The 14,175-nt window shown below is 40.9% G+C and carries 12 protein-coding genes; 5 read left to right on the forward strand and 7 right to left on the reverse strand.

Annotation, left to right across the window (positions count from 1 at the left end):
• The first annotated feature begins 44 nt into the window (after positions 1–44).
• Positions 45–629, forward strand: a complete 585-nt coding sequence (locus tag LCD32_RS00940; protein WP_060780942.1) for a histidine phosphatase family protein — start codon at positions 45–47, stop codon at positions 627–629.
• Positions 630–1,015: 386 nt separating this feature from the next.
• On the forward strand, positions 1,016–2,161 hold the full coding sequence (locus LCD32_RS00945; protein WP_008348814.1) for a serine alkaline protease SapB: 1,146 nt from the start codon (positions 1,016–1,018) through the stop codon (positions 2,159–2,161).
• Between the two features lie 46 nt (positions 2,162–2,207).
• Here the strand turns inward: LCD32_RS00945 and LCD32_RS00950 are convergent, their stop codons facing one another.
• The gene (locus tag LCD32_RS00950) at positions 2,208–3,491 is read right to left on the reverse strand and encodes a M48 family metallopeptidase (RefSeq protein ID WP_060780941.1); all 1,284 of its coding nucleotides are present in this window, start codon (positions 3,489–3,491) and stop codon (positions 2,208–2,210) included.
• A gap of 177 nt (positions 3,492–3,668) precedes the next feature.
• Between LCD32_RS00950 and LCD32_RS00955 the strand changes: the two genes are divergently transcribed.
• Positions 3,669–4,085, forward strand: coding sequence for a hypothetical protein (locus LCD32_RS00955; protein WP_008348821.1), 417 nt, complete (start codon positions 3,669–3,671; stop codon positions 4,083–4,085).
• Between the two features lie 209 nt (positions 4,086–4,294).
• On the opposite strand, the gene LCD32_RS00960 is transcribed toward LCD32_RS00955, so the two are convergent.
• From LCD32_RS00960 to LCD32_RS00970, 3 genes are all read right to left on the reverse strand, one after another.
• A complete protein-coding gene (locus tag LCD32_RS00960) occupies positions 4,295–5,848 on the reverse strand; it encodes a fatty acid--CoA ligase family protein (protein WP_224562567.1) in 1,554 nt (517 codons plus the stop codon).
• 172 nt (positions 5,849–6,020) lie between these two features.
• A complete protein-coding gene (locus tag LCD32_RS00965) occupies positions 6,021–7,010 on the reverse strand; it encodes a lipoate--protein ligase (RefSeq protein WP_008348846.1) in 990 nt (329 codons plus the stop codon).
• 2 nt (positions 7,011–7,012) lie between these two features.
• Positions 7,013–7,756 carry an MBL fold metallo-hydrolase gene (locus LCD32_RS00970; protein WP_224562573.1) on the reverse strand — a complete coding sequence of 248 codons (744 nt, stop codon included), beginning with the start codon at positions 7,754–7,756 and terminating at the stop codon, positions 7,013–7,015.
• A gap of 155 nt (positions 7,757–7,911) precedes the next feature.
• Here LCD32_RS00970 and yhfH point away from each other — a divergent pair, with 155 nt between their 5' ends.
• Positions 7,912–8,049 carry a protein YhfH gene (gene yhfH, locus LCD32_RS00975; RefSeq protein ID WP_008359029.1) on the forward strand — a complete coding sequence of 46 codons (138 nt, stop codon included), beginning with the start codon at positions 7,912–7,914 and terminating at the stop codon, positions 8,047–8,049.
• Between the two features lie 339 nt (positions 8,050–8,388).
• On the forward strand, positions 8,389–9,678 hold the full coding sequence (locus LCD32_RS00980) for a cation:dicarboxylate symporter family transporter (protein WP_008348850.1): 1,290 nt from the start codon (positions 8,389–8,391) through the stop codon (positions 9,676–9,678).
• Positions 9,679–9,710: 32 nt separating this feature from the next.
• Here the strand turns inward: LCD32_RS00980 and LCD32_RS00985 are convergent, their stop codons facing one another.
• From LCD32_RS00985 to LCD32_RS00995, 3 genes are all read right to left on the reverse strand, one after another.
• On the reverse strand, positions 9,711–10,760 hold the full coding sequence (locus LCD32_RS00985; RefSeq protein WP_035703473.1) for a M42 family metallopeptidase: 1,050 nt from the start codon (positions 10,758–10,760) through the stop codon (positions 9,711–9,713).
• Positions 10,761–11,108: 348 nt separating this feature from the next.
• Positions 11,109–13,418, reverse strand: coding sequence for a YhgE/Pip domain-containing protein (locus LCD32_RS00990; protein ID WP_224562576.1), 2,310 nt, complete (start codon positions 13,416–13,418; stop codon positions 11,109–11,111).
• Positions 13,419–13,482: 64 nt separating this feature from the next.
• Positions 13,483–14,061 (reverse strand): TetR/AcrR family transcriptional regulator, encoded by a 579-nt coding sequence (locus LCD32_RS00995; RefSeq protein WP_026050070.1) that lies wholly within the window; start codon positions 14,059–14,061, stop codon positions 13,483–13,485.
• Between the last annotated feature and the right edge of the window lie 114 nt (positions 14,062–14,175).

A 14,175-nucleotide genomic window follows, 5' to 3' on the forward strand; every position in this document is an offset into this window, starting at 1 on the left:
TGTTTTAGTATAATAGAGGAAAAGATAGAAAAGGCGGGATTTGATTGACAGCAATTTGCCTAGTCAGACACGGAGAAACCGATTGGAATGCAGCAAAACGAATTCAAGGACGAACAGATATCCCTTTAAATGACACTGGTAAATGGCAAGCGGAACAAACCGGTCTTTACTTAAAAAATGCCCACTGGGATGTTGTCATTTCCAGTCCGCTATCAAGGGCAAAAGAAACAGCTCATTTGATTTTACAGCATGTACATGCACCGCTCGTGATCATGGACGATTTTATTGAACGTGACTATGGCGACGCTGAAGGCATGTCATTTGAGGAACGTCAGAAACTGTTTCCAAATAAACAGTATCCAAATATGGAACCACTATCGGCACTTCAAGATCGAATGCTAGAAGGTATTGAAAAAGTGAGAGCAACCTACCCAGATCAACGGGTACTAATCGTAGCACACGGTGCTGCCATCAATGCCTTACTCACCTCACTAGCTGACAAACATATGGGTATTAAGGATACAAGACTTGAGAATGCCTGCTTAAATTATGTGGAATGGACAGATGGTGAATGGAAGGTGAACGATTACAACGTGGTCAGCCATTTAACACAATCTGCCCCTTCTTAAAGAACCTGTTTTCATAGCAGGTTCTTTTTCATGTCAAAAACAATGATAAAATAATATTTTTTTATATCGAAATTCGAAATAGATGATAGCCTTTTCTACCTATTTTATGGCATTTCGGGTATCGAATGTTTATCCTCAAATGGATCATGAGAAAAAAAGCACGATTCCTTTTTAATAGAAAACCGTTGGAAATATAAAATAAACATATTTTACCATCATTTCCAAGTGACTTAATTCCCTATTTTTCGCTAGGACTTCCACAAAAATTCAGGTCTACTCTTATTTGCCTATCTCTATTAAACTGAAAATACAGAATAATCAAACGGATCATTCTAATAGACTACGGATGATTATTCTGAAATAAGAAAAAGGGATGTGGAATGTGCGTGAAAAAGAAAAATGTGATGACAAGTGTTTTATTGGCTGTCCCTCTTCTGTTTTCAGCAGGGTTTGGAGGCTCGATGGCAAATGCCGAAACTGCCTCAAAGTCAGAAAGCGAAAAAAGCTATATCGTTGGCTTTAAAGCTTCTGCCACCACAAACAGCTCTAAGAAACAGGCAGTGACACAAAATGGTGGGAAATTAGAAAAACAATACCGCCTCATTAATGCTGCACAAGTGAAGATGTCTGAACAAGCCGCAAAAAAACTTGAACACGACCCTAGCATTGCTTATGTAGAAGAAGACCACAAAGCAGAAGCATATGCCCAAACCGTCCCTTATGGTATCCCTCAAATCAAAGCTCCAGCCGTACACGCTCAAGGTTATAAAGGTGCTAACGTCAAAGTAGCTGTCCTTGATACTGGAATCCACGCCGCACACCCTGACTTAAATGTTGCAGGCGGTGCTAGCTTCGTCCCTTCAGAGCCAAATGCCACACAAGACTTTCAATCACACGGAACTCATGTAGCCGGAACCATTGCTGCCCTTGATAACACGATTGGTGTTCTTGGGGTTGCGCCAAGCGCCTCCTTGTATGCCGTTAAAGTATTAGATCGTTACGGCGATGGACAATACAGCTGGATTATCAGCGGTATTGAATGGGCTGTTGCCAATAACATGGATGTCATCAATATGAGCTTAGGCGGACCAAACGGCTCCACAGCGCTTAAAAATGCTGTAGACACAGCGAATAACCGCGGAGTAGTTGTCGTTGCCGCAGCAGGGAATTCAGGTTCAACTGGCTCTACTAGCACCGTAGGGTATCCTGCAAAATACGACTCTACAATTGCTGTTGCCAACGTGAACAGCAACAATGTCAGAAACTCGTCTTCTAGCGCAGGTCCTGAATTAGATGTTTCTGCACCTGGTACATCGATTTTAAGTACAGTACCAAGCAGTGGATATACGTCTTATACGGGAACATCAATGGCATCTCCTCATGTAGCAGGAGCAGCAGCGCTTATCCTTTCTAAGTATCCGAATCTATCAACGTCTCAGGTTCGTCAGCGCTTAGAAAATACGGCAACACCGCTTGGTAATTCGTTCTATTATGGAAAAGGATTAATTAACGTTCAAGCGGCTTCTAACTAAAATAAGTGTGACAAAAAAATCCGGCGAACTGAGCCGGATTTTTTATTTATTGCTTTTTCGATGTTTCCTCTTTTTTTGCGGCTTTTTCCATATCGAAGATTCTCTCCATCATCGTCGGGTGTCCATAGCGGAAGATTTTCACTAAAAGTGGCGGATTGACTTGGGAAAGCCCTGATTTTGCAAGCTTTTGAAATGACGTCACCCCCGCCTCTCCATCTTTCGTCAAGTTCACGGCGTATTCATCAGCTGCACGTTCTTGATGCCTTGACACAGCATTTGTAAAAGGAGAAGCAACAAATGACAGCATAGATACAATGATCAACAGAAGCGGAAGAGCAGCAACGTCATGTGGTGCCTTCAGACGAAATGGAGAAGCGCCTTTTTGGTAAAGGTAAAAATAAAGACGGTCAATGGCAAAAAATCCAACCAGAGACAGCACTAAATATCCTGCTAAACCGATATACACATGCTTCATCACGTAATGTCCCATCTCATGCGCCATGATAAATAAGATTTCACGGTCTTTCAGCTTTTGAAGTGTCGTATCCCACAAAACAATACGCTTATTTTCACCAATTCCTGTGACGTAAGCATTCATCGTGTTTGTTTTCTCTGACATGTTGACTTCATATACATGATCTGCTGGAATGTGTGCTTTCTCTGCAAGAGTTAATATCTTTTTCTCAAGCGCTTGATCCTTCAATGGGTAAAAATCATTGTAGAGTGGATCAATAACGACCGGCTGTATAAAGAAGAGAAATAGAGTAACTGGAACGGTTAAACACCAAGCATACAGCCACCAATACTTCCTTTTCTTTTGAATGAGCCAAAAGAACACAATCGCGCATAGAACAAGCAGTGGATATTGAATCCAAAAATCAAGCGTTTGGTCTTTTAGCCAACTTGCCGTGCTTTGTGCTGAAACACCGTAGTTCAAGGACAACTGGTAGCTCACCCACTTGACCGGCAATGTGATCAGCATCGTCAAAAATGACAGCACAAACACATACACAAGTTTGCTCAAAAGGTGAAAACGAGCTGCTGCCAAGCTCCAATCTGCTAATTTCCTTGAAAACCCTGAAATGAGCAAAAGGAAAAAGACATACCAATCTAAAGGAATTGTCATAAAGTACAACAGGTTACGAATGTTCGAGTAACTTTCACTAATCACAAGCTCATGGCTTGTCATAAATGTATGCGGGTCTGCACTTGTCCCTTTCACACTGTCAGGGACAGATGAATCCCCCATTAGAAATAAGTAAGAATAAATAAAAAGACCGTACAATATGTATGCTACCGTTGCAAGAGCTACCCATTTGCGTACTCGCACTGGTCAGCCTCCTTTCCATTTCTCTCTCTATTGTAATCACGCACGCTTTTGTTTAGAACCTGTCTCATGTGGCTCCATCATAGCATGCCCTATCTGAAAAAGCTTGAGTGAAAAAAATGATTATGCTGTTCAAAAATCGGAGAAACTAACCATAAAAAAGTGAGTTGGAGGTTCATCATGAAGAAAATCCTTGCAGGAATTGTGATTTTTGGGCTTTTACTGATTACCTTCTTTTATGTGTTCAGCCGGACAAGTGACATCTTCGATGAAAATCGAGCAGAGAAATTATTGCTTTCACCGACGAACCAGTCCATTTCTTATGAAATAGATGATAAAGATACAACTGAAGATCTAATTGAACAATTAAACAAAGGGAAACAAACAAGCAGCCATCTCAAAAAGAATGTAAAAAAGCCAGATTATATTGCCAAGGTCATGTTCGGACGGACAAATGGCACTTCTTTTCAGCTATGGACCAACCGCTCTCAAGTTGTTTTTTTAGTAGACGGCACCTATTATGAATTAAATCAAAAACAGTCAAATTCCTTTCGAAAACAGGTACAAGAAGCGATTCAAAAAGGAGACTCTTCATAGGAGACTCCCAGCGTGTAGACAAACCCTCGCATTCTTTGTCAGTCCTGCGTGCTGGTGCTCACGAATGTGAAATTCGCTCCGCGCCAGTACTCGTCCTTCCTAGACTTCAAAGGTTTTCTATCACACTGAAAAGAAGACAAAGGGCTAAAATAAACAACATTTTAGCCCTTTGTCAACAATCTGAGGAGCCTCTTCAAGAGGCTCCCTTTTTATTTACTTGTTTCTGCTTGGTACTTATCCTTTAGCGCTCTTCTTAAAATTTTACCAGTCGTGTTTTTTGGAATATTATCAATGAAATGGATCGTTTGGGGCTGCTTATATTTCGCCAAATAGCGTGAACAATGTGTGATGATGTCTTCTTGATTGATGTGAGCATGTTTCTTAGGGGAAATGTAACAGACAACAGCCTCTCCTGTGTTTGGATCTGGCACACCGATGACAACGGCTTCTGCTACAGCTTCATGTTGATAAAGCACTTCTTCTACTTCTCTTGGATAGACATTATACCCGCCAACGAGAATCATATCCTTTTTTCGATCGACGATATAAATATATCCGTCTTCATCTCTTCTCGCCAAATCTCCTGTGTACAGCCAGCCGTCTTTCAGGGCCGCCTCTGTGTCTTCTGGCATTTGATAATAGCCTTTCATAATGTTTGGCCCTTTTGCGATGAGTTCTCCGACTTCGTTTGGTCCAACTTCCTCTCCAAGTTCATTCACAATCTTATTTTTCACATTCATAATATCAGTGCCGACCGAGCCTGGTTTTCTTTTTCCATCAAGGGGATTGAATGCCGTCACTGGGGAAGCCTCTGATAATCCGTAACCCTCTAGCACCGTGACACCGAACTTTTCTTCAAAACCGTGAAGTAAAGCAACAGGCATGGACGCACCGCCTGATATACAAATCCTCACCGACTTCATCGCTTCCTCATGACCGTCCTGGCGGTATAAATAGTTATACATGGTTGGAACACCAACAAATAGCGTTGGTTTTTCTTTCTCCATCATTCGTAAAAGCTCTGATGGGCTGAAATGCGGCAGGACATAGATGGTCGCTCCATGAATCAAGGGGGCATTCATACAGACGGTCAAACAAAACACATGGAACATCGGCAAAGCAGCAATCACCTTGTCCTTCTCATCAATTGACAGGTACTCCGCAATGTCTCTTGCATTTGAATAAAGGTTAACATGAGTGAGCATTGCCCCTTTTGGTTTTCCTGTTGTGCCAGATGTAAATAAAATAACGGCCGTATCGTCAGGTTGTATGGCAGGATGCTCAGCTTCTGGTGCATCTCCAGACACAAGCTTTCCGAAGAAAACAAGACGATCAGATACTTCTTTTAAGCTTGACCTGCACGCAGATTCATTTTGAGCACAAATAATGACTCGTTCAATCGCTGGAAGCTGTTCATACACCTGCTCGTATATCGGCAGAAGCTGATCCGGTGCAACAATCCCTTTTACATCACCAGTGACCAGCATATAGCCGATTTCACTTGGCGTATATGTTGGATTGACAGGTACAACAACAAGCCCTGCCTTTAATGCACCAAAAAATGAAATCACAAAATGCGGTGAATTTCCTAAAATCAGCGCGATATGATCTCCCGCTTGAAACCCTTCGCTCACTAAACCATCTGCAAAACGTTCGATACTTGTCATCAGTTCTCGATAGGTCCACTTGTTCCCTTCAAAAATCAGTGCGACGTTCTCTCCCTTGGTCATCGCAGTCTGCTCAAGATTTTTGATCAAATCCATTCTCCCACCCCTTATACTTCATCAATGAATGAATAGCCATTCATTTTATGACCAAACATTCCTCCTTTCTATTATAATAGACAATCGAAAAAATCCACAAGATCAAATGTAAACCGCTTTCATCCCTTTCAATAGAAAAAGCACCGCTATCTCTAGCCGTGCTTGTCCTTGCTTAATAAATCAAATCCAGAAAATCTTCTTTTGATACGTTACCAAAATAATGGCGCATATCCATGTCTTCTAATACATCACTAATGGTTTTGCGATCATATTGCTGCCCAATGAGTCGTTTCTCAATATCAGCAATATCCCCTACACCGAAGAAGTCACCAAAAATTTTGCAGTCTTGAATGATGCCTTTTTTCACTTCTAATCGAAGATCAATCGATCCAGCTGGAAAACGCTTAGAGTGCTGCAAGTTAAACTTAGGTGAACGGCCGTAGTTCCATTCCCATTTTTGGTATCGATCACGAGAAATCTCATGAATCTTCTCCCAATCCTTTTCTGTCAGCTGATACTCAGGCACGTCTCCGTTCGTGTCAAAAATATAGCTTAAAAGAATTTTTCTAAATTCTTCTGTTGTCATCTTTTGATCCATCAGTTCACTAATATTCGCAACCCTGCTTCTAATGGATTTGATGCCTTTTGATTCGATCTTTTCTTTCTTCACATTTAATGCCGAGACAACATGTTCGATTTCTGAATCAAATAATAGGGTGCCATGACTGAAGATACGTCCTCGTGTAGCAAATTGAGCATTCCCCGAGATTTTACGCCCATCTGCCATGATGTCATTTCTGCCGCTTAATTCCGCTTTGACGCCAAGCTTTTCAAGCGCTTTGATGACTGGCTCGGTGAATTTTTTAAAGTTATGAAAGCTGTCCCCATCGTCTTTTGTAATAAAACTGAAGTTCAAGTTTCCTTTGTCATGGTAAACTGCACCACCGCCAGATAACCGGCGAACGACTTTGATGCCATTGTCTTCCACATATTTTGTGTTGATTTCTTCTATTGTATTTTGGTTCTTTCCAATAATAATAGACGGCTGGTTGATGTAAAACAGCAAATACGTTTCTTCTGGATCTAAATATTTTAAGCAATACTCTTCAATGGCTAAATTAATCATTGGGTCATAATGTTGCTCGTTATCGATAAACAGCATCTCTATCTTCCTTCCTTGTTCCATCTAAGCCCTGAATGGGCAAGCTGTATATTGCCAGTATATAACGCCTGTGCTTCATTGACTAGGTCTTTATGCCGACCGAAATGAGGCAGATGGGTGATGATGAGCTCCCCAACATTTGCTTCACTGGCCAGCTTCCCTACTTCAGTGCTGTTCATATGTCCTGCACCCGATCCGTCTTGTCCGGCGTAAAAGTTGCTTTCGGCAATAAGTAAGTCTGCATCCTTGCTAAAAGGGATAAATGCATCTTGATAGCTGGAGTCGGCTGTATACACCACCACAGCCTCATGTGCCTGAATTCTCATCGCATAGCATTCTGCCGGATGAACCGTTTTCAAAAAATCAATTTGAAATGGTCCGATTTGAATGCCCTCTTCCGGCTGATAAGGTTTTGCCTTTGTATGTACATCATCAGAGAGCCGCTGAAATGCTTCTTGATCCCCGGTGTGTCCGTAGATCGTCAGCGGACCACTGCTTTTTCCTAAATGATAACCCACTAGCTTCGCATATTGGAGAGGTCCGATATCTGCAATATGATCGTGATGATAATGAGAAAGGAGTACAGCATCTAGTTCTTCTATATCAATGTATTGCTGAAGCTTTGACAGAACTCCACTCCCGCAGTCGACAAGCAGACGAAAACCATCTGATTCAAAAAGATAACCTGATGTGGCTTCACCAGCTGCTGGAAATCCTCCGTAGCAGCCAATCACGGTTAATTTCATCGTCATATTTCCTCCTTTTCAAAAAATCCCCTTCTTACAATATACCCATTTTTCATAAAAAAAGCATTCTTCTTGCCTATTGTTACAAAACAGATTGACAATTATTAATCTGTTATAATACAATGATAGCAATAAAACGTATTGGAGGATGACAAATGCTAGGAAAAATCACTGAGTTTTTTAGAAATTTGCCTTCAAAAAAATGCACAAAATGTGGAAATGATTTAATGGAACAGCACGAGTGTTACGGTAATGAATGTGAGGAATGCTCACAAGTAAGTTATCTTAAATAAGGTAATAAATAGAATAAAAAAGCACTTTTTTCCTCCATCGTCAGTTGGAGTCAAAAGTGCTTTTTATTTTTTCTGAAAAATAGGCAAAAAGGTAAAACCCTTGGTACAGAAGGGTTTTTTAGTATTTTCATATGATGACTTTTAGTTCGGAAGGCACTTTTTATTGACTTAAAACAACGAAGGGGGTTCGAAGTGTCCATTTTTTCAAATAATTTTGTATTTTCTTAATATAATTTAATCGTGGACGAACCTCTTTAATTTTAGTTATACTTTAATTCATATATTAAAACTTAATATAATGGGAATATTCCTTTAATGAATATGTTAGGGAGGAAATCTATGAAAAAATTAAAATTTGGATTAGCTACTCAAATCCTAATCGGTCTTATTCTCGGTGTCGTGGTTGGTGCGATCTTTTTCGGTAACCCTGGTGTTGAGACATATTTAAAACCAATTGGAGACTTCTTCTTACGACTCATTAAGATGATTGTCATTCCGATTGTCGTATCTAGCTTAATTTTAGGTGTTGCAGGTGCGGGTGATGGTAAAAAAGTAGGGAAGCTTGGTTTTAGAACCATTCTTTATTTTGAAATTATCACAACGTTTGCGATCATCCTTGGTCTTGTGCTTGCTAACTTTGTTCAACCAGGTGCAGGCGTTGACTTTGGACATACAGAAAAACAGGATATTAGCCAGTATGTTGAAACGGAAAAAGAACAAAGCAGTAAATCAGTTGCTGATACGTTCCTTCATATCGTTCCGACGAACTTCTTCCAATCATTGGCGGAAGGTGATTTGCTTGCGATTATTTTCTTCACTGTATTATTCGCACTTGGCGTTTCAGCGATTGGTGAACGCGGCAAACCAGTGCTCGCCTTCTTTGAAGGTGTGTCACATGCGATGTTCCATGTCGTCAATGTTGTGATGAAAGCTGCACCATTTGGTGTGTTCGCGCTCATTGGTGTGACAGTATCAAAATTTGGTCTTGAATCTCTTGTTTCATTAGGTAAGCTCGTAGGTCTTGTTTATTTTGCGCTCGCTCTCTTCCTTATCGTTGTATTCGGAATTATTGGAAAGATGATTGGCGTCAATATTTTCAGATTTCTTGCTTACATGAAAGACGAAATGCTTCTCGCCTTTAGTACATCCAGCTCTGAAACAGTTTTACCGAGAGTCATGGATAAAATGGAGCGCATCGGGTGTCCAAAAGGAATTGTTTCTTTTGTTATCCCAATTGGTTATACGTTTAATCTGGACGGCTCCGTCTTGTATCAAGCCATTGCGGCGCTTTTCCTAGCGCAGGTATATGGCATTGACCTCACGATCGTACAGCAGCTCACACTGATTCTTGTACTGATGGTGACATCAAAAGGAATGGCTGCTGTTCCTGGTACATCCTTTGTTGTATTACTTGCAACACTCGGAACGATTGGTGTTCCTGCTGAAGGTCTAGCCTTTATTGCAGGTGTTGATCGTATCATGGATATGGCAAGAACCGTTGTCAACTTAACTGGTAATGCACTTGCAGCTGTCGTGATGTCTAAATGGGAAGGGCAATATGACCCTGAAAAAGGACACCGCGTGATGACTGGACAAGATGTACCTGAGCCAACACAGCTTTCAAGCTAATCAAAAAGAACCCCGCGATCGGGGTTCTTTTTTTATGCTGTGATTAATTTGCTTTGAACATAGTGGTACAGAAGATTGGCTGTATGAATCAATGAGTCTTCATGGGTTCTTTCAAAGGCATGCGAAGAGTCAATGCCAGGTCCAATCAGTCCATGAATGATATCATGCCCTGCTCGAATCGCTGCCGACGCATCTGAGCCATAATAAGGGTAAATATCAAGGCGGTAATCGATCTTATTTGCCTCAGCTAATGCTGCTAAATGTTTGCGCAGACCATAGTGATAAGGACCGCTAGAATCCTTCACACATATCGACACACTGTATTCATCGGTTGATTGACCATCACCGATGGCTCCCATATCAACGGCCAAATATTCCACCGTTTCTTCCGGGATATTCGAGTTCCCACCGTATCCGATTTCTTCATTATTTGAAATTAAGAAATGTGTCGTATGCGGCAATGTGATGTTCTCTGTTTGAATGCGGTGAATCAATCTCAGCAACAACGCCACACTTGCCTTATCATCAAGGTGTCTTGATTTAATAAAACCTGAAGATGTCACTTCCACTCTAGGATCAAATGAGATAAAGTCTCCTACTTGAATGCCGAGTGCTTGCACATCGTCTGCATTTTTCACTTTCTCATCTAAGCGAATCTCCATATTTTCTTGATTTCGCTTCGCTTTTCCAGCATCCTCATATACGTGAACGGACGTTTGATGCATCAGAATGGTACCTGTGTATGTACGGCCTGTTACTGTTTCAATTTCACAATACTCGCCTTCTATCGAGTTATATTGAAAGCCTCCAATGAGTGCAAGACGCAGCCGGCCATTTGATTTAATTTCTTTGACCATCGCACCGAGCGTATCGACATGTGCTGTCAGCATGCGGTGTTCCTTGTCATCTGTTCCTTTTAGGGTGGCAATTAATCCGCCTTTTCGATTTCGCTTCGTTTCAATATGTAAATCTTGTAAAAAACGTTCGACAAAGCCAATCACTTTCTCAGTATTTCCTGATGGACTTGGGATTGACACAAGCTTTTGAATAAGCTGAACCGTTTCATTTACTTCCGTTGTCATTCGGCATATCCTCCTTCATCTAAAAGAAATTCTTTCCAAGCATGCCTTTTTTCAGCATCCTTCTTAAAATATATCGCTTCGGGTTCCTGATGTCTAATTTCTAATCAAAAAAACCTTTCTCATGGAAGAGAAAGGTTTCAGATTGTTGACAAAGGGCTAAAATGAACTTGATTTTAGCCCTTTGTCTTCTTTTCAGCGTGATAGAAAACCTTTGCATGCTAGGAAGGACGAGCATCGGGGCGGAGCGAATTTAACATTCGTGAGCACCGAAGCGCAGGACTGACACCGCATGCGAGGGTTTGTCTACACGCTGAAAACCTTTCTCATGGAAGAGAAAGGTTTTTTTGATTAAGCTTCTTCTTGTTTCATTTTTCTTATGTTCCAAGCAAAGTATGCTGTTGTTGCAGCCATCATGATGATGGCTACTGTTCCAAGAATCGCTGCTTGGTGCCATAAATAACTGTTATCACCGCTTGCAATGATCGTTCTAAATCCGTTGATGGTATACGTCATTGGAAGCAGACTGTGAATGACTTGGAAGAATTTTGGTACAAGCTCTAGCGGGAATGTACCCGCACTTGCTGCAAGCTGAAGAACCAAGATAATGACGGCAATGAAGCGACCTGGATTCCCCATTGTCGTCGCAAGAAGCTGAATGATCGCTAGGAATGTCAGACTGACGATGATCGCAAAGAGATAGAAGCGCCAGAGGCTTTCCACCTCAAGTCCAAGTCCAAAGATGAGCATAGAGCTTGCAATCACTGCCTGCAAGATACCGACTAAGAGAAGCACACTATATTTGCTGACAAACCATTCAAACGCATTTCTAGGGCGTCCTGCAGGATCTTTCATTGGGAATACAACAGTCAGCATAAGAGCTCCAACAAAGAGTCCCATTGATAAAATATATGGTGTGAGCCCTGTTCCATAGTTATCAATTTTTTTCGCTGTATCATTCTCTGTTTTGACTGGGCTTGCAATCATATTGTAATTGTCCTGCCCCGCATCAATGTCTCCTGTTTCATCTGCAGCGCTTTTTAGCTTATCAGAAAGCTCTCCAGTCCCGCTTTTTAAGTCACCTAATCCTTTATCAAGGGATTTTGACCCTTCAGCCAGTTTAGATGAGTTGCTTTGGATACTCGCTGATCCACTTTCTAGTTTATTCAATGCTGCACTAAGCTGGCTTGAACCATTTGCCAGTTTATCCGCACCACTTTTCGCTGTATCAAGCTTTCCATTTGCTGTTTGCAGGCCATCTTGTAATTTCCCTTGGCCCGTTTGAAGCTTCAGTGCACCTTGATACAATTTATTCGTACCGGATGTCATTTGATCAATCGCATTTTGTATGGCGACTGTCGATGTATACAGCTGTTCTGTTTTCTCTGGCAGCTGCTTGACTTGCTGTAGCTGTGCTTTTGCAGATGCAACCGCAGACTGAACTTCACTTGCGTCAGGCAGTTCCTGCAGCGCCGCTAAGCTTTGCTCAAGACCAGACATATCAGGCAGTTCGATTGTAGGAAGACTGTCTAGCTGATCCATTGCCGCCTTTTTCTCTTCATCTGTCATCGAGCTGTTTTGAATAATACTTTTTACTTTTGCATCTCGATTAGATAATGCTTCTTTTAAAGAAGCAAGTTTGGTACTAAACGTTTTTGCATCTTTTTTCACCTGATCAATCTTAGGCGCCATCTTTTCAAGATTCGCTAATTCAGGTGAAGACAATACTTTCTCCACAGCAGCGATTTTTTCTGAAAATGACTGTGCTTTATTGTTCAGCTGCTCAATGCCTGCTGTAAATTGCGGCATTTTAGAAGAAAGCTGCTCATGTCCTTCACGGCTTGTGTTTAACCCTTCGGTCAATGTATCAATTCCTGTGCCAAGCTCACCAAATTTCTGATCAATCGTTTGATAGCCTGTTAAGAGCTGACCAAGACCGCTATCAAGAGATTGAATTCCAGTGTTCAGTTCACCCATTTTTCCTGCAAACTGATGAACACCTTCGCTATACGTTAACGTTCCTTCTGCCAATTTCGCCAGATTGTCTTTTAACTTTTGGCTACCGTCTTTTGCGCTTTTTGTTCCGTCATCAATTTTCTTCGCTCCATCGCTTGCTTGATCTAATCCTTTTGCAATCGTTTTGAAGTTATCAAAGATGACCTCTGCATAATTTTCTGTGACTTCCTTTGAAACCGAATCTTTTAATTTGATAATGGCGTTATTCGCAATTTGAGACGCAGCATAGTTTGCGCCTGGATTCGTATAATATTTCAGATTCGATTTTTTCGGATGTTTGTCTAGTACTGTACTCGCATTTTTCGAGAAATCTTTCGGAATCTCAACGACAAGATAATAGTCTTCGTTATTTAACCCTTTGATGGCCTTTTCTTCACTATCAACAAAATGCCATTTAAAACTATCGTTTTTCTTCAATTCCTTCACTAAATCATCGCCTACTTGAAGGGTTTTGCCGTCATAATGACTGCCTTCATCCAAGTTGACAACCGCTACAGGTAATTGATCAACTGTACCATATGGATCCCAGTAAGCTTTTAAAAATACACCACTATAAATCAGTGGAATAAATAAGACAGCTAAAATCGGGATCAGTAGTTTTTTGCTCGTCACAATGTCTTTCCATTGATTCCGAATTACATTCATTGCTGTTTTCCTCCCATTGATGAATGACTAAATTAAGAATTCGGTCATTTGAACTCAAAAAAAATTATGTTGTTGCAGACAGTCCTTTTAGTACATAAAGCTCGAGCGATTCAGCGACCTCTTCTTTTGTTAAAGGCTCATATCGCTTTTCCCAGTCAAAAATAAGTGCAATATATAGTTTCACCATCACAAATGCCGTCAATTCAGGATCACAGGGCTTAATGTCGCCTTTTTCAATCGCTTCTTTTACTTTTGTTTTAATATAGCGAATGATCATCTGCTCCATTTTTTCAATCATTTCTTTCACTGCTGATGTGCCAAGCTCCGCATTTTCCTGAAAGATTTTAATTGTAAGCTGGTGGTTTTTTCGAAATTCTAATATTGCAAAGAGTGCTAAATGAAGGTTTTCTGAGAAACTATTCTTCTCATCTATTGCTTCATCTGCAATTTTCTTCATCTCCATTAACAGTGATGTGAAAATTTCATCGAACAGCTCTTCTTTGTTTTTGAAAAAGGTATAAATCGTTCCTTTTCCGACGTTGGCAAGCTTTGCTACAAGGTCCATTGTCGTGGCTTTATACCCGAACTGAGTAAATGCCTTTGTTGCTCCATCTAAAATCATTTGTCTCCTATCAACACTCATGATCTCACTCCCAAAATGACTATTTGAACGTTTCGGTCATTAAGTACAGAAAATAATATACCACATCCTTTTCTTCAGATGCAACAACTTTGTTCAATTTTATTATTCACCACT

This window comes from Bacillus sp. RSS_NA_20 (assembly GCF_020165915.1).
Classification (GTDB): Bacteria; Bacillota; Bacilli; order Bacillales; family Bacillaceae; genus Bacillus; species Bacillus altitudinis.